The sequence below is a fragment of the Xanthomonas sp. F14 genome, assembly GCF_014199865.1.
Genome location: NZ_JACHOM010000006.1, coordinates 134,345 through 154,534, shown reverse-complemented (window position 1 = coordinate 154,534; position 20,190 = coordinate 134,345). Strand labels below are relative to the sequence as shown.

Annotated in this window: 16 protein-coding genes and 1 other RNA gene; 5 read left to right on the top strand and 12 right to left on the bottom strand. The window is 67.0% G+C overall.

Annotation, left to right across the window (positions count from 1 at the left end; translation table 11 throughout):
* Positions 1 to 269 precede the first annotated feature (269 nt).
* Both GGR73_RS19010 and rsmG read right to left on the bottom strand, forming a co-directional pair.
* Positions 270 to 2,090 (bottom strand): DUF885 family protein, encoded by a 1,821-nt coding sequence (locus tag GGR73_RS19010; protein ID WP_184458338.1) that lies wholly within the window; start codon positions 2,088 to 2,090, stop codon positions 270 to 272.
* A 139-nt stretch (positions 2,091 to 2,229) separates the two neighbouring features.
* The gene (gene rsmG, locus GGR73_RS19005; protein WP_184458337.1) at positions 2,230 to 2,871 is read right to left on the bottom strand and encodes a 16S rRNA (guanine(527)-N(7))-methyltransferase RsmG; all 642 of its coding nucleotides are present in this window, start codon (positions 2,869 to 2,871) and stop codon (positions 2,230 to 2,232) included.
* Between the two features lie 348 nt (positions 2,872 to 3,219).
* Here rsmG and GGR73_RS19000 point away from each other — a divergent pair, with 348 nt between their 5' ends.
* A complete protein-coding gene (locus GGR73_RS19000; protein WP_184458495.1) occupies positions 3,220 to 4,848 on the top strand; it encodes an alkaline phosphatase D family protein in 1,629 nt (542 codons plus the stop codon).
* 262 nt (positions 4,849 to 5,110) lie between these two features.
* Positions 5,111 to 6,697, top strand: coding sequence for an alkaline phosphatase D family protein (locus GGR73_RS18995; RefSeq protein ID WP_184458334.1), 1,587 nt, complete (start codon positions 5,111 to 5,113; stop codon positions 6,695 to 6,697).
* A gap of 111 nt (positions 6,698 to 6,808) precedes the next feature.
* On the opposite strand, the gene GGR73_RS18990 is transcribed toward GGR73_RS18995, so the two are convergent.
* Complete coding sequence (locus tag GGR73_RS18990) at positions 6,809 to 7,405, bottom strand: 4'-phosphopantetheinyl transferase superfamily protein (RefSeq protein ID WP_184458332.1); 597 nt, start codon at positions 7,403 to 7,405, stop codon at positions 6,809 to 6,811.
* A 126-nt stretch (positions 7,406 to 7,531) separates the two neighbouring features.
* Between GGR73_RS18990 and GGR73_RS18985 the strand changes: the two genes are divergently transcribed.
* A complete protein-coding gene (locus GGR73_RS18985; RefSeq protein WP_016901812.1) occupies positions 7,532 to 7,783 on the top strand; it encodes a GlsB/YeaQ/YmgE family stress response membrane protein in 252 nt (83 codons plus the stop codon).
* Between the two features lie 55 nt (positions 7,784 to 7,838).
* On the opposite strand, the gene GGR73_RS18980 is transcribed toward GGR73_RS18985, so the two are convergent.
* Together GGR73_RS18980 and xth are read right to left on the bottom strand one after the other, a co-directional pair.
* The gene (locus GGR73_RS18980) at positions 7,839 to 8,276 is read right to left on the bottom strand and encodes a GFA family protein (RefSeq protein ID WP_043087731.1); all 438 of its coding nucleotides are present in this window, start codon (positions 8,274 to 8,276) and stop codon (positions 7,839 to 7,841) included.
* Positions 8,273 to 9,052: an exodeoxyribonuclease III gene (gene xth, locus GGR73_RS18975; protein ID WP_039513469.1), complete on the bottom strand. Its 780-nt coding sequence runs from the start codon at positions 9,050 to 9,052 to the stop codon at positions 8,273 to 8,275. The genes GGR73_RS18980 and xth overlap by 4 nt, the downstream gene beginning before the upstream one ends.
* 494 nt (positions 9,053 to 9,546) lie before the next feature.
* Between xth and GGR73_RS18970 the strand changes: the two genes are divergently transcribed.
* On the top strand, positions 9,547 to 10,695 hold the full coding sequence (locus GGR73_RS18970) for an ROK family transcriptional regulator (protein ID WP_184458330.1): 1,149 nt from the start codon (positions 9,547 to 9,549) through the stop codon (positions 10,693 to 10,695).
* Positions 10,696 to 10,780: 85 nt separating this feature from the next.
* Here GGR73_RS18970 and GGR73_RS18965 read toward each other — a convergent pair whose 3' ends face one another.
* From GGR73_RS18965 to GGR73_RS18935, 7 genes are all read right to left on the bottom strand, one after another.
* The gene (locus tag GGR73_RS18965; RefSeq protein WP_425522050.1) at positions 10,781 to 11,494 is read right to left on the bottom strand and encodes a hypothetical protein; all 714 of its coding nucleotides are present in this window, start codon (positions 11,492 to 11,494) and stop codon (positions 10,781 to 10,783) included.
* 92 nt (positions 11,495 to 11,586) lie between these two features.
* Positions 11,587 to 12,477, bottom strand: a complete 891-nt coding sequence (locus tag GGR73_RS18960) for a peptidylprolyl isomerase (RefSeq protein ID WP_081280687.1) — start codon at positions 12,475 to 12,477, stop codon at positions 11,587 to 11,589.
* A 90-nt stretch (positions 12,478 to 12,567) separates the two neighbouring features.
* A non-coding RNA gene (locus GGR73_RS18955) (sX9 sRNA) lies at positions 12,568 to 12,643 on the bottom strand.
* 61 nt (positions 12,644 to 12,704) lie between these two features.
* Positions 12,705 to 13,712, bottom strand: coding sequence for a glycerophosphodiester phosphodiesterase family protein (locus GGR73_RS18950; RefSeq protein WP_024937571.1), 1,008 nt, complete (start codon positions 13,710 to 13,712; stop codon positions 12,705 to 12,707).
* Positions 13,713 to 14,338: 626 nt separating this feature from the next.
* The gene (locus tag GGR73_RS18945) at positions 14,339 to 16,066 is read right to left on the bottom strand and encodes a cation acetate symporter (protein ID WP_065033399.1); all 1,728 of its coding nucleotides are present in this window, start codon (positions 16,064 to 16,066) and stop codon (positions 14,339 to 14,341) included.
* On the bottom strand, positions 16,063 to 16,380 hold the full coding sequence (locus tag GGR73_RS18940) for a DUF485 domain-containing protein (protein WP_024937573.1): 318 nt from the start codon (positions 16,378 to 16,380) through the stop codon (positions 16,063 to 16,065). The genes GGR73_RS18945 and GGR73_RS18940 overlap by 4 nt, the downstream gene beginning before the upstream one ends.
* A gap of 84 nt (positions 16,381 to 16,464) precedes the next feature.
* Positions 16,465 to 17,847: a DcaP family trimeric outer membrane transporter gene (locus GGR73_RS18935; RefSeq protein ID WP_039521213.1), complete on the bottom strand. Its 1,383-nt coding sequence runs from the start codon at positions 17,845 to 17,847 to the stop codon at positions 16,465 to 16,467.
* Between the two features lie 294 nt (positions 17,848 to 18,141).
* Between GGR73_RS18935 and acs the strand changes: the two genes are divergently transcribed.
* Positions 18,142 to 20,085 (top strand): acetate--CoA ligase, encoded by a 1,944-nt coding sequence (acs, locus tag GGR73_RS18930; protein ID WP_065033398.1) that lies wholly within the window; start codon positions 18,142 to 18,144, stop codon positions 20,083 to 20,085.
* Positions 20,086 to 20,190 lie beyond the last annotated feature (105 nt).

Genomic DNA, 20,190 nt, shown 5'->3' with positions numbered 1-20,190 from the left:
GGAGCGGACCGTTTGGCCAGCGCCATCAGGCGCAACAGGCGGGCGCGACGCAGCAACACGGGCGGTCGTAGGAGCGGACCTGGCCGCGACGCCGTCCTGGTCAGCGCGATGGCACTTCGCCTACATGCTGGTTGATCGCAGACAGCACCCGGGAGGGCGAGAAGCTGCCGACGATTACCTGGATCTGGGATCGAGGCCATGACGGCGCCAGGGTCGGGACGGCGTCGCGGCCGGGTCCGCTCCTACGTGGAGCGGACCGGTGGCCAGGGTCAGGGCGCGGCAGCGCTGGGCTTGGACGTTGCCGGGCGCGCCTTGCTCTCGGCGATAAACGCGCGCACCTGCTGCTCCAGCACCGGCAAGGTGACCGAACCCTGCTTCAGCACCGCGTCGTGGAAGGCCTTGATGTCGAAGCGGTCGCCCAGTTCCTGTTCGGCCTCGGCACGCAGCTTGACGATGCTGATCTCGCCCAGCTTGTAGCTCAGCGCCTGGCCGGGCCAGGAGATGTAGCGGTCCACCTCGGTGGTGACCTCGTGCTCGCTCAGCGCGGTGCGGTCGCGCAGGTAGGCCAGCGCCTGCTCGCGGCTCCAGCCGTCGTGGTGCACGCCGGTGTCGATCACCAGCCGGCAGGCGCGCCACATTTCGTAGGTGAGCCGGCCGAATTCCTCGTATGGGGTCTCGTAGATGCCCATCTCCTGGCCGAGCTTTTCGGTATACAGCGCCCAGCCTTCGCCGTAGGCGGAGATGTAGTTTTCGCGGCGGAACGCCGGCTGGTCGCCCTGCTCCAGCGCCAGCGAGCCCTGCAGCGAATGCCCGGGCGAGGATTCGTGCAGGGTCAGCGCCGGCAGGTTGTACAACGGCCGCGACGGCAGGTTGTAGGTATTGACCCAGTAGGTGGTGGCGCCGCCGCGGCCGGCAGTCCAGAACGGGGCGATATCGTCCGGCACCGGCTTGATGGTGAAGCGCCCGCGCGGCAGCGTGCCGATGAACCTGCCGACCTGCCCGTCCACCCGCTTGGAAATCCACGCAGCGCGATCGAGCAGTTCCTGCGGGGTCTTGGCATAGAACTGCGGGTCGGTGCGCAGGAAGCTCAGGAACTGCGCGAAGCTGCCCTTGAAACCGACCTGTTTGATGATCGCGTCCATCTGCGCCTGGATGCGCGCCACCTCGTCCAGGCCGATCGTGTGGATCTGCTCCGGCGTCAGGTCCAGCGTGGTGTATTCGCGGATCTGCTGGCGATAGAACGCCTTGCCGTCGGGCAGCGCTTCGGCCGCCAGCGTGGTGCGCGCCTTGGGCATGTACTCGTCGCGGAAAAAGCTCAGCAACTTGCTGTAGGCCGGCAGCACTGCATTGCTCAGCGCGGCCTTGGCCTGTTCGCGCAACTGCGCCTGTTCGGCGGCGGGGATCTGCGCCGGCAGCTGCTTGAACGGCGCGTAGAAGCTGGACGCGGTGGGATCCTTGACATCGGCCACGGTGGCGATGGAAACGTCGCGGCCATCCAGCACCGCGCGCGGCACGCTGAACCCTCGCGCCAGGCCGGCGCGCATGTTGGCGGTCTGCTGCTCGAAGTAGCGCGGCACATCGTTGAGGCGCGCGATATAGGCGCGGTACTCGGCAGCGGTCTTCATCGGCCGCTGCGCCATGAAGCCGAGATTGGACCAGAACGAGCTGTCCGAATTGAACGGCATCTCGTACAGGCGCAGGCGCACCTCGGCGGCGAGGTTTTCCACCTGCGGGCGGTAGATGGCGTAGTTGACCTGGTTGGCGGGCGAGAGCTGTTTCGGGTCGATGCCGTCGAGCTGCTTGAGCACGCCGTCCCATACCGCCAGGCGCGCCTGCTGCGCGGCCGGGCCGACATCGGGCAGATGGGTATTGTCGCCGGTGGTGTCGCTGTCTTCGTCGGCCTGGCCGGTCTCGGCCTGGCGCCAGCTCCACTCTTTTTCGTAGATGGCGCGGAAGCGCGCATCGGCGGGGCGCTCGGCGGTCAGCGTGGCAGGCGCCACTGGTGCCGGTGCGGCGGCCTGCGCCGAGGTGGCGGCGAAGCTTGCGCCCAGCAGGGCGAGCGAAAGTGCGGCGGCGAGAGGAGATGTCACGTGCGGGCGGCCTGCGTTCGGATCGAACGTTCGATCATGGCAGCCCGGGCGGCAGCTGCCATGGGCCGGAAGTCCCAGCGCGGGGATTGGGGATTGCGGGTTGCGGAGTGAATGCGCGCGACCGGACAGGCCGCCCGCTTCAGCCCGCCTTGCGCACCACCACCAGATGCCGCTCGCCGTCCAGGCCGGGCACCTGCAGCGGATGCGCCTCGCCCACCGTCCAGCCGGCGGGCAGCGCGGCGATCTCGTCATGCGGGTAGACGCCCTTCATCGCCAGCAGGCTGCCGCCCGGGCGCAGCAGGTGGCCGCCGACGTCAATGATGCCGGCCAGCGTATCCAGCGCCCGCGCGGTGAGATGGTCGTAGGCGGCCGGCTCGTCCAGCGCCTCGGCGCGCGATTCGGCCACGCGTGCGTTGCCCAGCGCCAGCTGGCGCAGCGCCTCGCGCATGAAGCGGGCCTTCTTGCCGTTGCTTTCCACCAGGGTCACCTGCAGCTGCGGGCGGGTGATCGCCAGCGGGATGCCGGGCAGGCCGGGGCCGGTGCCCAGATCGGCCAGCGTACCGCTGGCGATGTAGGGCTGCATGGCCAGCGAATCGAGCAGATGGCGGGTGACCATCTCGCGCGGGTCGCGCACGGCGGTAAGGTTGTAGGTCTTGTTCCAACGCACCAGCAGCGTCAGATAGCGCAACAACGGCGCGGCAAAGGCCGCATCCAGGGATTGGGCCTGCAGGCCATTGGCCAGCGCAGCGGCTACATCGGGGGCAAGTGCGGCATCGTTCATGCCGCGATTATCGCAGCTGGCTGGCGTGCAGGTGCGTGCCGCGCAGGCCGGCGATGCGTGGCGCGTGAGCGCGTGGGCCGCAAGCCGACGTACGTGAACTTGCCCAGCACAAGGTCCCGGCCTGCGATGCCGCAAGACCTGCCACCCACGACAGCGGCCGCTGCACCGGCGTATGGGCATCGCTGTGGGCAGGGTCACCGGCCACGGTGGCACATCCGTATCAGTGTCCACCAACCGCAGTCGATGACGCAGGCAAGCCTGCGCCGACAGCGACACCACTGCCGCTGCCATTGAACGGACATGCGCCCGTCGCACTATGGTCGCGTTCGCCAGATCGCCTGTATGCCCATGTCCTCGATCGACCCGTCGTCCGCATCGCCCCTGCCTGGCCCCGGCAACACAGCTGCCGCCGTGGATCACGGCCGGCGCCGTCTTCTCGTCGCCGGTGCCGGGCTGGCGGCCGCCGGACTGCTCAGCCCGTTCGCACGTGCCAGCGGCAGCCCGGACCCGTTCACCCTGGGCGTGGCCGCGGGCGACCCGCTGGCCGATGGCTTTGTCATCTGGACCCGGCTGGCGCCACGCCCGCTGGAGCCGGATGGACGCGGCGGGCTGACCGCCCCGGTGCAGGTAAGCTGGCAGGTGGCCAGCGACCCGGGCATGCGCCACGTCGTGCGCCAGGGCCAGACCATCGCCAGCCCGGCCTGGGGCCATGCGGTGCATGTGGAGGTCGCCGGCCTGGCCGCCGATCGCCCGTACTGGTACTGCTTCCAGGCGCTGGGCGCGCGTAGCGCCATCGGCAGCGCACGCACCTTGCCGGCGCCGCACCAGTTGCCGGATGCCGCACGGCTGGGCTTTGTGTCCTGCTCGCACTGGGAGCTGGGCTATTTCAGCGCCTACCGCCACCTGGCCGCCGAACAGCCGGACCTGGTGTTCTTCCTCGGCGATTACATCTACGAATACAGCAACCACGGCGAGGCGGCGACCAAGATCGTGCGCCCGCATGGCAGCGGCGAGTGCCTGGATCTGGCCGGCTACCGCAACCGCTATGCGCTGTACCGCACCGACCCCGACCTGCAGGCGCTGCACGCCGGCAGCGCCTGCGTGGCGACCTGGGACGACCACGAGGTGCAGAACGATTACGCCAACCGCTGGTCGCAGGACCCGTCGATTCCGGTCGACACCTTCCTGGCCCGGCGCGCGGCCGCCTACCGTGCCTTCTACGAACACTTCCCGCTGCGCGCACGCAGTCGCCCACACGGCGCCGACATGCGCATCTACCGCTCGCTGGACTACGGCCAGCTGGCGCGCTTCTACGTGCTCGACGGGCGCCAATACCGCAGCGAACAACCTTGCCCGCAGGCCAACGGCTGGCGCGGCGGGCATGTGGTGGACGACAGTTGCCACGAACGCACCGACCCACGCCGCAGCATGCTCGGCTGGGAACAGGAGCGCTGGCTGCATGGCGCCTTCGCACACTCGGCCGCGCGCTGGAACGTGATTGCGCAGGATCTGCTGGTGGCACCGATGCAGCAGCACGGCCGCGACGGCGTGTTCGGACACTGGACCGACGGCTGGGACGGCTACCCGGCCACGCGCACGCGCATGCTCGACGCCATCGCCAAGATCCGGCTGCGCAACCCGGTGTTCTGGGGCGGCGACATCCACTCGTACTGGGTCACCGATCTGAAGGCCGATCCGGCCAACCCCGACTCGCCGACGCTGGCCACCGAATTCGTCGGCACCTCGATCACCTCCGACGGCCAGAGCAACGCCGAGCTGCAACAGACCATGGCGCTCAATCCGCACGTGCACTACGCCGAAGGCGAAACCCGCGGCTATGTCTCGGTGACGCTGACGCCGGGCCGGATGGACACGCGCCTGCAAGGCATCTCCGACCGCCGCGACCGCCAGGCCACGGTCTCGACGTTGAAGCGCTTCGTGGTCGAAGACGGCAAAGCCGGTGCGGTAGAGGCTTGAGCCTGCGCTGCGCTGCCGCGGGTGGCGGCGACCTCCTGCCTCACCATCCACCACAACTTGCCTTTGCCGATCTCTACGACCGTGGCAGCACGCGTGAACCCCCCTGCCACTGCCTTGCCACGCAGAGCTTGCGGTGCGTGCTGCACAACGCGGTGACTGCATCCATCCCCGCAGGCCGGGCGCGTCGTGCAGCGCAATGGACACGCGCCGGTAAGACGACGGCGCTATATCTGGGCGCCGCTGCCAGACGTTCGAGGATCCCATGACCGCCTCCGATCCCGCCCGCCGCCGCGTGTTGCAAGGGCTGGGTGCCGGCCTGTTGCTGCCGGCCACTGCCGGTTGGTCCACGCGCAGTCTGGCTGCGCCGTCCGGGCGGCCGCTGATCACCGATGGGGTGCAGAGCGGCGATGTCGTGGATGGCCGGGCGTTGCTGTGGAGCCGCTGCGATCGGCCGGCGCGGCTGCGGGTGGAATGGGATACGCGCCCGAGCCTGCGTCAGGCGCGTCGCGTGGATGGGCCGGTGGCTTCGCCAGCGCACGATTTCACTGCGCGGGTGGATCTGGGTGCATTGCCGCGCGATCAGGACATCTTCTACCGGGTGCGCTTCGAAGATGCCGACAACGGCGTCTTGAGCGCACCGGTGCACGGCCATCTGCGCAGTGCGCCGCAGGCGCGTGGCGATGTGCGCTTTGTCTGGAGTGGCGACACCGTCGGCCAGGGCTTCGGCATCAATCCGGACATCGGCGGCATGCGCATCTACAGCGCGATGCGCGAGCGCAACCCGGATTTCTTCCTGCACAGCGGCGACACCATCTATGCCGACGGCCCGATCCCGGCCGAGCTGATCGTGGAAGAAGGCAAGCGCTGGCGCAACCTCACCACCACGGCCAAGAGCAAGGTGGCCGAAACGCTGGACGAATTCCGCGGCAACTACCGCTACAACCTGCTCGATGAGCATGTGCGCCGCTTCAATGCCGAGGTGGCGCAGGTCTGGCAGTGGGACGACCACGAAACCACCAACAACTGGTCGCCCGGCAAGCGGCTGGACGAGCGCTATCAGGTGCGCGATATCGGGGTGCTCGCTGGTCGTGCGCGTCAGGCATTTCTGGAATACGCGCCGATGCGCGGCGTGCATGCCGATGGCAATGGGCGCATCTACCGCAAGATCAGTTATGGCCCGCTGCTGGATGTATTCGTGCTGGACATGCGCAGCTATCGCGGCGCCAACAGCGACAACCTGCAGCCGCAACCGGCCGCGGACGCGGCCTTTCTGGGCCCGCAGCAACTGGCCTGGCTGCAGCGCGAACTGGCCGGCTCGCGCGCGCAATGGAAGGTGATTGCCGCCGACATGCCGATCGGCCTGCAGGTGCCCGATGGGCAGGACGCCGCAGGCCGCGCGCGCTGGGAGGCGATCGCCAACGGCGATCCGGGCGTGCCGCGTGGACGCGAACAGGAGATCGCCACGCTGCTGCGTTTCATCAGCACAGCGCGCATTCGCAACACGCTGTGGCTGACTGCCGATGTGCATTATTGCGCGGCGCATTACTACCACCCGGATCGGGCGGCGTTTCAGCAATTCGAGCCGTTCTGGGAGTTCGTGGCCGGCCCGCTCAATGCCGGCAGCTTCGGCCCGAATGCGCTCGATGCCACCTTCGGCCCGACGGTGATCTTCCAGAAAGCACCGCCGGCGCCCAACCTGTCGCCACTGGCAGGATTTCAGTTCTTTGGCGAAGTGGAGATCGATGCACGCACCGGCGTGCTGACGGTGACCTTGCGCAATCTGGATGGGGTGGCGCAGTTCCGTCAGCCGATTTTGCCGCACGCTGCGACGCGGCCGGAACATGCTTGAGACGCCGGTCGGGCCGCCACGGCAAGCATCCACGGCCGGCACTTGCTGCATCAAGGTCTGGGATGCAACGCGCGCTTGCGCTGCAGCCACACAGTGAAGCGATCGCCGCGCCTATTCGGCCGGCAACGGGTAGAACGCCAGCGCAGCGCGGCAGTCCGGTGCGGCCCACCATTCGTGCAACTGCCAATGCGTGGCATGGCCGAGCGCGGGGTCGCACCACTGCAACTGCAATGCGCCGTCGGGTGCCACTGCGTAGGCAAGCCGATGCAGGCCAAACGACAGGCCATGCCCGTACGCCTTGAGCAGCGCTTCCTTGGCGCACCACAGGCGGAAAAACAGCGCCTGTTGCGCGTCCGGCTGCAGGCCGGCCAGCAATGCGATTTCGTCGGCATGGAAAAATCGCTGCGCGATTTCCAGCAGACGCGGGCGCGCGCGGATGCGTTCCAGATCCACGCCCAGCCGCACGCCCTGCCCCAGGCCGACCAGCAGGTAGTCGCCGCTATGGCTCCAGCCGGTGTCCCGGTCGGGCAGGGCCGGCTGCAGCGACGGCCGCCCGCGCTCGTCGCGCCGCAGCGGCACCTGGGTCGGTTGCAGCGCCAGGGCCTGGCCCAGCAACTCGCGCGCCTGCGGTTCGCCACGCTCGCCATGCCGGTGCGGGCGCAGCCACAGCTGCACCGGCCCGATGTGCCAGCTTGCGTGCGCTGTCACGCTGCGTGCACCAAGCACAACAGCCGCGTGCGCGTGCGACCGCGCTCGACAGTCACTTCACGCCGGCCTGCGTTGAATGGCGCCCATGCACTACTTCCGGTGCAATCGCATGAGGAGTTCGGCAACATGGGCATCATCATCTGGTTGATCGTCGGCGGCATCGTGGGTTGGCTGGCCAGCATCATCATGCGTCGCGATGCGCAGCAAGGCATCATTCTCAATATTGTGGTCGGCATCGTCGGCGCGCTGATTGCCGGGTTCCTGTTCGGTGGCGGTATCAATCAGGCGATCACGCTGTGGACCTTCGTGTGGTCGCTGGTGGGTGCGGTGATCCTGCTGGCAATCGTCAATCTGTTCACCCGTGGCCGCGTGCGCTAAGCATGCATCCACTGATGGAACATTCAACGCCCGGGCTTGCCCGGGCGTTGTCGTTTCAGCCATCGACCGGAGCGCGATCCAACGGATGGTGTACCCCATCTTCCACCGGCACGGCGATGTTCAACGCATAGGGATTGACGCCTTCCAGGCAGCCGACGTTGTAGCCATACTCGTTGGGATTGGAGCGCCGCCGATGATGCGTGTAGATACCGCAAACGCCGCAGAAGTAATGCGCCGCCGCATGCGTGTTGAACTGATACAGCCGCAGCACATCCTCGCCCTGCAGCACGTGCAGGCCATCCAGCGTCACCGAGGCGACGATGGCGCCCCGGCGGCGGCACATCGAGCAGTCGCAACGACGTGGATCGAGCAGGCCGTGCGGCAGATCCAGATCGATCTGTACCGCGCCGCAGTGGCAACTCAGCCGATGCACCGGGCTGATCGTGACCTCGCCAACCTTGTATGTGCTACGCCGCAGATGCCGCTCGCTCATGCGCCCGCCTCGGCCAGGCGCACCCAGGCCGGTGCGTGGTCGCTGGGGCGCTCCCAGGTGCGCGGTTCGCGATCGATGCCCGCGTCCACCGCGCGTGCGCGCAAGGCCTCCGAGACCAGGGTCAGATCGATGCGCAGGCCCAGATTGCGGCGGAATCCGGCCTGGCGGTAATCCCACCAGCTGAACTGCTCGGCTTGCTCATGATGCAGCCGGAACGCATCGTGCAGGCCCAGCGCCAGCAGTTGTTCCAGCGCGGCGCGCTCGGCGCTGGAGGTGAGGATGTGGTGCTCGTTCCACACTGCCGGATCGTGCACATCGCGCGCATCCGGAGCGATGTTGAAGTCGCCCAGCACCACCAGCTGGGGATACTTGTGCAGCTCCTGCGCCAGCCAGTCGTGCACCGCGGCCAGCCAGCGCAGCTTGTAGGCGTACTTGTCGGTGCCCACGTCCTGGCCGTTGACCACATACAGGTTGACGATGCGCACGCCATCGACGGTGGCGGCGATCACGCGCTGCTGCACGTCGTCGAAGCCGGGGATTCCCATCTGCACGTCCAGCGCCGGCGAGCGCGACAGGATCGCCACGCCGTTGTAGGTCTTCTGCCCGCAGAACACGCTGCGATAGCCGGCAGCGGCCAGCGCCGCATCCGGAAACTTGTGGTCTTCCAGCTTGGTTTCCTGGATGCCGACCACGTCGGGTGCGAACGTGCCCAGCCACTGTTGCAGGTGCGGCAGGCGCACATTGAGCGAGTTGACGTTCCAGGAGGCAATCTTCATGGCGTGGCGCGGACCGTGGTTCAAACCGCCAATGGTACCGCGCCGCCGGAGTGTGCTCAGGGGCGTGGGGCGATGCGCACGCCGAGCTGGTTGGCAACCGGGCGTTCCCGCTCGGAATGCCGGTGTGGATGAGACGATTGAGCGCGCGCAGGCGCACCGTCCACGCGCACGGTCAGGGTGCTGGAGCCGCAGTCGGCGACCAGCATCTATCGCTACTTGCGCGCGATCCAGTCCAGCGCGCGGCGCGGTTGGGCGCCTCGCCGTAGTCGGCGCGGCTGGCCTCGCGTGGCTGGCGCTTGCCGTCGGCCATCTCCAGCTCGGCGGTGCAGGTCGAGCAGGGGGGCAGCAGGCCGCGGCCGGGAACACGGACAGGTGCGCAGGCGTGAGGCGGGATGACCGCTGATGACAGAGGCCGGCAATTCAATAACTTACTGTAAATTAATTATTTCGACCGGACCGGGTAAGCTGGCCCCTCCCCCGCGCCACCGCTCGCCATGCCGTCCACTGCCGCTGTCGCATTGCCGCCGCATGCGCCGAATTTCCCCGGCCTGAGCCGCAACGAGCGCGACATGCTCGACCGCCTGCGCCTGGCCGGCGTGCTCACCCGCGCCGACCTCAGCCGCGGCACCGGGCTGACCGTGCAGACTGCGGTGCGCCTGATCGAAGGCCTGCAGGCGCGCGGCATGGTCCACATGGGCAGCGGCGTGGCACGTGCCGGCCGCGGCAAGCCGGGGGTGGCGGTGTCGTTGAACCCGGCGCACGGCCACACCTTGGGCGTCTCCATCGCCACCGACGCGCTGAGCCTGGCGCTGGTGGATTTCGCCGGCCAGGTACTGGCGGTCAGCGAGCTGCCGCTGGACGCGCGCAGTGCCGGCGCGGCGTTGCTGCAGTTGCAGGCCGGCGACGCAGCGCTGCTGGCAGGCCTGGACCACGCGGTGGGGCCGCGGCTGGGGATCGGGTTGGCGATGAGCGGGTTCTTTACCGGCGAGGACGGGCGCATCAATCCGCCCGAACCGCTGCGCGCGCTTGGCGAGTTCGCCCTGGCGCCGTGGCTGGCGCAGGCCTGCGCGCAGCCGGTGTGGATGGACAACGACGGCAGCGTGGCCGCTGCCGGCGAAGCGATGCTGGGCGTGGGCCGTCGACATCGCGACTTTGCCTACCTCTATCTCAGCTACGGGTTCGGCGGCGGCCTGGTCATCGACGGCCAGGTCATGCGCGGTGCGCGCGGCAATGCCGGTGAATTCGCCGGCATGCTGCCGGCGCAGAAGCTCGAACGCGCCACGCTGGAACTGCTGCGCGAACTGCTGGCCGACGACGGCGTGGCGTTTGCCGACGTGCGCAGCCTGCTGGCCGCCTACGACCCGACCTGGCCGGCGATCGAGCGCTGGATCGCACGCAGCGCGCCGGGGGTGTCGTTGATCGTCTCGGCAATCACCGCGGTGTGCGACCCGGAAGCGATCGTGTTCGGCGGCCGCCTGCCGGCCGATCTGGCCCGACGCCTGATCGCCGCCGTGCAGATCGACAACCTGCCGCGTCGCGGTCAGGGCAGGCCGATGCCGCTACTGCTACCGGCCGAGGCACCGGCCGACGCCTGCGCGATCGGTGCGGCGACGCTGCCGTTGAAGGCGCGCTACTTCCGTTGACTGAAGGTGCCCCGCCCCTGTCGCGGGTGCTGACAGTCTGCGTTGCCGTTGGATGGGCGCTGGTTCGTGCGTCGCAGAACCGGCGTCAATCTGCGGTGGCAGCGCGCCCACGGCAGCAATAGCCGAACAACTCAACCGCCAGCTCACGTGCCTGTTGCTGCTGTTGTTGGGTGAGCGACTCCAGCAATTCGTCTTCTGCCTGCAACGGTGCCGATGGATCCAGCGCGTGGTCCGGCGGTTGGCGCGACGCCAGCCGCCACGCCGCCGCATACACCGGGTCGGGCGCATGCAACAGCGGCGATTCCACCACCTGCGCCAAGGTGTCGATGGCATCGCGATGGCCCGCCAATGCCAGCGCTTCCAACTCGGCCACAATCGCGGCCACCTCCTGTTCGTCGCTCGCCGACAGGTGCGCAGGCATGCCGGCAGGTACGCCGGCCACCGCACGTTGCAGCAACTCGGCCGCACGCTGCGCAAGTAGATAGCGTTGCGCATCGGTATCGCCGTGCGCCGCGGCCGTGCGTAGCAGCGCCTCGATCTGCAGCTGCGTGCCGGCGACGCAGCGACGGCCCTCCAACGGCGGCACCTGTGCACCGCCGTGCGCGATCTGCGCGGCTCGCTCCTCACCCTGTTGACGACAGGCCAGCTGTTGCATGGCGCTGTCGAACAGGCCCTGAGCGACGCGCGCCGGCAGCTGCGTCGATGCAACGCCGGCATGCACCGCAGGGCGCGCAGCGACGCTGCTCTGCGGGTGCAACGCAGCAGGCGTGCGCAGGCTCCACATTCCGGCGGCCGACATCGCTACGGCCACGCACACCGCGCCCGCCACCGGCCAGCGCGACCGCCTCCGATGCCATGGCCGCGCGCCAGCGTTCAGCGCAGGCGCCGGCATCAACGCAGTGCCGCTTCCAGTGCGGCGCGATCGAACTGCAACGGGTTGTCCTGGCGCAGACGTTCCAGCGCAGCGGTGGCCGCCTGGTCGCGCAATTGCACTTCGATCTGTCCGCGCGCTGTCTCCAGCGTGGCGGGTATGCGCGCATCCACACGGATCAGGTGATATCCCTCCGGCCCGCGGACGGGGGCCGAAACCTGCCCCACGCCCAGCCCCTGCACGGGCGCAGCAAAGACATCGGCCACGTTGCGCAGGAAGATCGATGACAGCTGGCCGCCCTCGGCCGCAGTGCTAGCATCGTCGGATTCGCGCATTGCCAGTTCTTCGAAGGGCGTGCCGGCATCCAGCTGCTGCTTGAGCCGCTGTGCGCGTGCGAGCGCCTGCGCATCGGTCAACGGTGTGCCGCGCCGGGCATCGCCTTGGGGCTGCAGCGCCACGAATAGATGGCTGAGGCGAACCTCGTCGTAATCGTGCGGATGCGCATCGAACTGGGCCTGCACCTGCGTGGCGTCGATAGACGCGGCATCGCGTGCGCGCCGCTGCATTGCCTCGGCAAGAATGGCATCGGTGGCCTGACGGATGTGCGCGGCCACCACCGGGTCGTCTTGCAGATGCGCCTGGCGGGCCTGGTCCACCAGCAGCAGCCGGTCGGCAAATTCACGTACGAAACTCGGGTCGGCCGCAACGGCCGGATTGGCATTCTGCGGCAGGTCGGCCAGGGCCAGCGCGCGATATTCCGGCGCACTGAAGGTCTGGTGTCCAATCTGCAGCACCTTTCCGGAAGCCGGGCCAGTGTGCAGGTGTGCATCGGGCGTGGCGGCCTGCGCCAGCGGTGTGGAGCAGGCAAGGCTCAACCAAAGCAGCCTGAAACAATGCGGTGTGGAAAACATGGGCAATCTCCGTCATGGCATGAACCGGCGGCGGCAGGTGCCGCCGCCGGGGCCGCCGGCCCGCATGGGCCGGCAACAGCTGCTGAGAGCGGCTAACGAAACGTAGCGAGCAGTCGTCAGGTGGGCGTGGGCGACGCGGAGGGACCGGCGTGTACGAGTGGTACATGGGGGTTCCGAGCACCGGCCGCGCCCGCCTGGCGGCTGCGCAGTAGTTTTGTCAGTTGCTCTTAGTCGTGCTTGCCGCGCGCACGCAGGTAGGCGATGGCCGCTTTCGGGTCGTCGCTGGTGATCAGGCCAAAGGCCTCGTCGCGTACGATGAAATCCAGATTGCCGCGATTGTCGGCCGTGTCGCGGCCACCGCCGTAGGAGAAATACAGATCCGACAGCGCGTAGCAGCAGGCGCCGCTGTTTTGATAGAACTTGCCAGCAGACGGGCCATCCGGAATCGCCTGGAAGACGCCCACGCGATACCCACGCTCGCGAATGAAATCGGCATCGCTCTGCAGCAGGCCGCCGAGTTGCTTGACGTTGATCTCCATCGTCTGGTGACCGTTGTTCATCCATGCCGAAATCGTCTGGCGCACATTGATCTTGCCCAGCATGTTGGTGGTGAACACCGGTATGCCGACCATGCCGCTGCCATCTGCACGGTAGGCATCGCGACTGGTGTACAGCGTTGCGTTGACCTTGGCGGCCACATAGCTGCCCGATGCCGCGCCGAACTGGCTTTCGGCGGCCTTGCGCACTGCGCGTACCGTGGCCGCATCCTTGATGTCGAACACCATCGGCGTACGCAGGTTGTGCTGCTTGTAATAGGCAAACAGCTCATCCACACGCGGTACGTGATAGCCGGTGGTGGTACGACGATCAGGCGTCAGCAGGAACAACTGGCTGACCTGCGACCACGGGGTGACCAGAATCGACGGGTTGACGCCCTGGTTGGTGATCGGGTCGTACTTCACTCCAGGATGTTGCTGCCACACGGTGGTGGTGCGGCCCAGGTTGTAGTCGTGCAGCAATACCGGCACGCCATCGCTGGTGAGCTTGACGTCCAGTTCCACGCCATCCATGCACTGGTCGTTGGCGATCTGCAGCGAGCCGCGCGAGTTTTCCGGCATGTCGGCGATGCCGGCGTATTTGCCCCATAAGCCACGGTGCGCCAGCACAACGGTATTGGAGGAGTTGAACAGGATGCGTTGCATCTTGATATCGGAGCTGTCGTTGCAGGCGGCCATCGCCAGCTGCGGCAGTGCAGCCAGCAGGGCCAGGGCGCCGAACAGGCGGCAGGCGCGGGCCAGCGGATGTGGAGCGAGGAGGATAGGCATGGTCTCGGTGTCCCGGTTCGTAGGTACAGGAAGGGCAAGAGGTGGACGAGAGCCGACGGGTCGACGCAATCGGCGGACTCGCTTGCAGCGCACTCGCCAACCGGTCGATACCGGGGGAGAGGCCAAGCCGGGCGTGATCAGCGTTCGGCTTGCGGCCAATTTAGTCACCCTAGATGACTTAATTTCTTCGCTGGTGTTGCGGTTGTTCGCGATCGCGCAGGCATTGCGTGCAAAACGAAGCGGGCGATGCAATCGCATCGATGCCACGCAAGGACGCAGCGCTGTCGTGCATGCGCGCGCAGCGCGTCGCACGCCCGCGCACCGAGGTCTGATGGGGCGTTGCGCACGGGTCGTCACGATGCTGGATCGCTGCTGGCACCCGCGCGGTGCGCGCGCTCGACCGATACCCCCCGGCCTTCGCGTCAGAAGACGATCGTAGGGGCGTGGCAACACAGACGCTGCCCGCTGTCAGCCTTAGCCAAAACGCAAAACGCCGGCACAAGGCCGGCGTTCTGCGACTGCGCAGTGACTGTACGTCAGTGACCCGACGCACCGCTGGCACCCAGGCCGGTTTCGGCACGGATCTGCTGCGCCTTGAACGCTGCACGTTCGTTGGCGGCCTGCGGGCTGTGATCCAGGATCGAGAACAGCCAGATGCCGACAAAGCCAATGGTCATCGAGAACAGCGCCGGCGAGGTGTACGGGAACGGCGCCGAGCCGGCTGCATTGCCCAGCGTGTCCACCCACACCGACGGCGACAGGATGGTAAGCACCAGCGACGAGACCAGGCCCAGGAAACCGCCGACCACCGCACCGCGGGTGGTGCAGTTCTTCCACAGCAACGACAGGATCAGCACCGGGAAGTTGGCCGAGGCCGCGATGGCGAACGCCAGCGACACCATGAAGGCCACGTTCTGCTTCTCGAACACGATGCCCAGCAGCACCGCGATCACGCCCAGCACCAGGGTGGTGGCACGCGAGACCTTCAGCTCCGAACCCGGCGCCGGATTGCCCTTCTTGATCACCGTGGCGTACAGGTCATGCGACACCGCCGAGGCGCCGGACAGGGTCAGGCCTGCGACCACCGCCAGGATGGTGGCGAAGGCTACCGCCGAGATGAAGCCCATGAACACGTTGCCGCCGACCGCATTGCCGACCAGCACCGCCGCCATGTTGGCCGCACCCTTGCCGCCGTGGATGGTGCCGGTGGCGACATCGGCGAACTGCGGGTTGGTCAGCACCAGCGCGATCGCACCGAAGCCGATGATGAAGATCAGGATGTAGAAGTAGCCGATCCAGGTGGTGGCCCACAGCACCGACTTGCGCGCCTGCTTGGCATCGGGAACGGTGAAGAAGCGCATCAGGATGTGCGGCAGGCCGGCGGTGCCGAACATCAGCGCCATGCCGAACGAGATCGCCGAGATCGGGTCCTTCACGAAGCCGCCCGGGCCCATGATCGACAGGCCGGCCTTGGCCGCGTCCTCCGGCGATGCGCCGCCATTGGCCGCAATGGCCGTCTTCACCCGCACGCCCTCGGCAAACAGCGCCTCGAAGCTGAAGTTGAAGTGCCACATGATCGCCACCGCCATGAAGGTCACGCCGGTCAGCAGCAGCACCGCCTTGATGATCTGCACCCACGTCGTGGCGGTCATGCCGCCGAACAGCACGTAGACCATCATCAGCACGCCGACCAGGGTCACCGCCACCCAGTAGTCCAGGCCGAACAGCAGCTTGATCAAGGCGCCGGCGCCGACCATCTGTGCGATCAGATAGAACAGCACCACCACCAGCGTGCCCGACGCGGCAAAGCTGCGGATGGCGGTCGGCGCGAAGCGGTAGCCGGCCACGTCGGCGAAGGTGTACTTGCCGAGGTTGCGCAGCCGTTCGGCCATCAGGAAGGTCAGGATCGGCCAGCCGACCAGAAAACCGATCGCATAGATCAGGCCGTCGTAGCCATTGGCCATCACCGCCGCGGTGATGCCCAGGAACGAGGCCGCCGACATGAAGTCGCCGGCGATCGCCAGGCCGTTCTGGAAGCCGGTGATGCCACCGCCGGCGGTGTAGAAGTCCGAGGCCGACTTGGTCTTGGCCGCCGCCCACTTGGTGATCCACAAGGTGCCCAGCACGAAGAAGCCGAACATGCCGATCGCCACCCAGTTGGTGGGCTGCTTGTCGACCTGGCCCATGTCGCCGCCGGCGGCCAGCGCGATGCCGGCCGGCATCAGCCCGGCCAGGATCAGGAGAAGGCGCGAATACTTGCTCATTTGCGTGCGTCCTCGAGGATCTGCGCGGTCAGCTGGTCATAGGTGTTGTTGGCGCGGCGCACGTAGATGGCGGTGATGACGATGGTGAACACCATCACCCCGATCGCGATCGGGATGCCGATCGAGGTCACGCCGGCACCGATCGGCTTGGCGAGGAATTCCTTGTCGAAGGCGATCAGGCCGATGTAGCCGTAATAGGCCAGCAACATCAGCACGGTGAGGGTCCAGCCCAGCGCGTTGCGCTGGCGCTTGAGTGCGTGGTACTTCGGATTGGCATCGATCTTGGCGATCAGTGCGTCATTCGAGACGGTCATTGTCTGTCTCCTGGTAGAGCGCGGGTAAAACGACGGTGGCCTTGCCCGTCCCACCGCAGTGGAACGAGCCGCCGGTGGCGGAAACTAGAAGCTGTACTTGGTGGTGAATTGCAGGCGCGAAATGTCGCCGCTGTCGCCGTTCTCGGCTTCGCGACGGCCATACATCAGCTCCGCGCCCACATCGACCTTGGGCAGCGGCGAATAGAACACGTTGGCGCGGATGCTCTGCTGCGATTTGCTCGCAAGCGCGCCGGTATTGGCGATGTCGTGGTCGTAGTTCACCCGCGAATACATGATCGTGCTGCGCAGCTTGGCGTTGTAGTCGTGGCGCCAGGCCACCCAGCCGGCGATCGTGCTGACGGTCTGGATATTGCCGTCCATGTCGATCTCCACATCCGAGCCGTTGCCCAGGCCCAGATAGCGCCCCAGGCCCTCGCCGTAGCTGAGCTGGTAGCGCAGATCGTTGTTGGAATTGATGATCCAGCGGCCGCCGCCGGCAATCGCGCCGCCGAAGTCGGTGTCGTTGGTCAGCGCGCTGCGCGTGCGGTACTGCCGCGCGATCGCCGATAGGCCGAACGTGCCCCAGGTGCCCTTCCAGTTGTAGCGCGCGGTCAGGTCCGGCATCGCGCCATGGTCGGAGGCCAGGATGGTGTTGCCGCCCTGGTAGGGCGTGGTCAGCGTCTCGGGGTTTTCCGCCGACACGCTGAAGGCGCCACGGGTGTAGCGGATCTGAGTCTGACGGCTGAACAGCGCGCCATCGGTCGGCCCGACGATGTCGGCGGCCTCGGGCAGGATCGTGGAATCGATGAAGTTGGACCAGGTCTGGCCGGCCAGCCAGTTGTTCCAGCTCACGTAGGCGTGGCGCAAGGTGCCGCCGTACAGGTTGTTGACCTGGTTGGCCAGCGCGTTGCCGAAGAAATCCAGTTCGATGAAGCCGGTGATCTTGTCGCCGTTTTCGGTGACGGTGTCCACGCCCAGGTTGAAGCGCGAGAACTTGGCATGGAAGTCGGTATCGGTGCTCGAGGCCTGGCCACCGACCGGCGTCTGGGTCGGGATGTACAGGTAACGGCCTACCGCGCCTTCGGGCAACGCGCCGTCGGAGGTGCGGGTGGTCATGAAGTCGGCCTTGATGAAACCACCGTAACGGAACGTTGTCCCCGCCGCTGCGTTCGGTGTGATGCTGGTCAGCTGGATCGGCCGCTTGCCGGCCGGCACTGCAGGCGCGGCCGGTGCCTGTGCCTGCGCGGCGCGCACCTCGGTCACCTGGGTCTGCGTCTGCGTGATCTGGCCCTGCTGTTGTTGCTGCGCCGACACCAGCAGCTGGACCTGACGCTCGAGCTCGGCAATGCGTGCTTCCAGCGCCTTTTCCTTGGCGGTCTGCGCGAACGCCACGCCCGGCAGGATGCTCGCCACGAACAAGGCAGCCGCCAGCGGATGGCGCACCAACGGTGCAGTACGGTGTGTCATGGACCCCTCTCCCCGATAAGGCCTCGCGCTTAATGGCGATGCTGTGCGGAGCGTGAGGCAGTCCGCGCTTTGGAGCCTATTCGCCTTTGGTCGTAGCTGCAACGCAGCATTCCGCAAGGTGACCGATCGTCGCACCAGGGCCGGCAACCGATTGCCGATCGCGCGCTGCGGCGGTTAAGACCAAGGTCTAAGGCGCGGTTGAACGCCGGGACAGAATGGATGCGGCACACTGATTGCCTACCGAGGGCAGCCGCAACGTCCTCTTCCGACAAGTTCATCGCAAGTGAGGGTGCCATGGCTGATGTTTATCCCGTCGATCCCGCGTTCGCCGCAGATGCGCGCATTACGCGTGAGCAGTACGCAACGCTGTACCGCGAATCGATCGAACACCCCGAGCAATTCTGGGGCAAGGCCGCGCAGCGGCTGGAATGGTTCAAGCAACCCACCGAGGTGAAGGACGTCAGCTACGCGCTGGACGATTTCCATATCCGCTGGTTCGGCGACGGCGAGCTCAATGCCAGCGTCAACTGCCTGGACCGCCAGCTGGCCACGCGCGGCGACAAGACCGCGCTGTTGTTCGAACCCGACAGCCCGGACGCGCAGTCCTACCCGGTCACCTATCGCGAGCTGTACGAGCGCGTCTGCAAGCTCGGCAATGCGCTGCGCAATCTCGGCGTCAAGAAGGGCGACCGCGTCACCATCTATCTGCCGATGATCGTCGATGCCGCCGTGGCCATGCTCGCCTGCGCGCGCATCGGTGCGGTGCACTCGGTGGTGTTCGGCGGGTTTGCCGCCAACTCGATCGCCGACCGCGTGGTCGATTGCCAGAGCAAGCTGATCATCACCGCCGACGAAGGCCTGCGCGGCGGCAAGAAAATTCCGCTCAAGGCCAATGTCGATGCGGCGCTGAAACTGCCCGGCACCAACACCGTGGAAACGGTACTGGTGGTGCGCCACACCGGCGGTGCGGTGGAGATGCAGGCACCGCGCGATCGCTGGTTCCACGATGTGGTCGACGGCCAGCCGGCCGAGTGCGAACCCGAGCGCATGAACGCGGAAGATCCGTTGTTCATTCTCTACACCTCCGGTTCCACCGGCAAGCCCAAGGGCGTGCTGCACACCACCGCCGGCTACCTGCTGTTTGCCAGCTACACGCATGAGGTGGTGTTCGACCTGCGCGAGGACGACATCTACTGGTGCACCGCCGACGTGGGCTGGGTCACCGGCCATAGCTACATCGTCTATGGCCCGCTCGCCAACGGCGCCACCGCAGTGATGTTCGAAGGCGTGCCGAACTACCCGAACGTGTCGCGCTTCTGGGAAGTGATCGACAAGCACAAGGTCAGCATCTTCTACACCGCGCCCACCGCGATCCGCGCGCTGATGCGCGATGGCGAGGAGCCGGTCAAGAAGACCTCGCGCAAGAGCCTGCGCCTGCTCGGCAGTGTCGGCGAGCCGATCAATCCGGAAGCCTGGCGCTGGTACTACGAGGTGGTCGGCGACAGCCGCTGCCCGATCGTGGACACCTGGTGGCAGACCGAAACCGGCGGCATCCTGATCTCGCCGCTGGCCGGCGCGGTCGATCTCAAGCCGGGCTCGGCCACCCTGCCGTTCTTCGGCGTGCAGCCGGCACTGGTGGATGCCGAAGGCAAGATCCTGGAAGGCGCCACCGAAGGCAACCTGGTGCTGCTGGATTCGTGGCCGGGCCAGATGCGCTCGGTCTATGGCGACCATCAGCGTTTCATCGACACCTACTTCCGCACCTATCCGGGCAGCTACTTCACCGGCGACGGCTGCCGCCGCGATGCCGATGGCTATTACTGGATCACCGGCCGCGTGGACGATGTGATCAACGTGTCCGGCCACCGCATCGGCACCGCCGAGGTGGAAAGCGCGCTGGTCTCGCACCCGAAGGTCGCCGAAGCGGCCGTGGTCGGCTTCCCGCACGACGTCAAGGGCCAGGGCATCTATGCCTATGTCACCCTGATCGCCGGCGAAACCCCGAGCGAGGAACTGCACAAGGAACTGGTGAGCTGGGTGCGCAAGGAGATCGGTCCGATCGCCTCACCCGATCACCTGCAATGGGCACCGGGCCTGCCCAAGACCCGCTCGGGCAAGATCATGCGCCGCATCCTGCGCAAGATCGCCGAAAACGCACCCGATCAACTCGGCGACACCTCGACCCTGGCTGATCCGTCGGTGGTGGATTCGTTGGTGAGCGAGCGGTTGGCGCGCTGACGCGCATCGGGAATGGGGAATCGGGAGTGGGGAATGGTTAGAGCCGTTCCCTGAGGAGCGGGGAGTAAATATTCGGATTGGGGACTCGTAAAAGCGGTCCCCGGT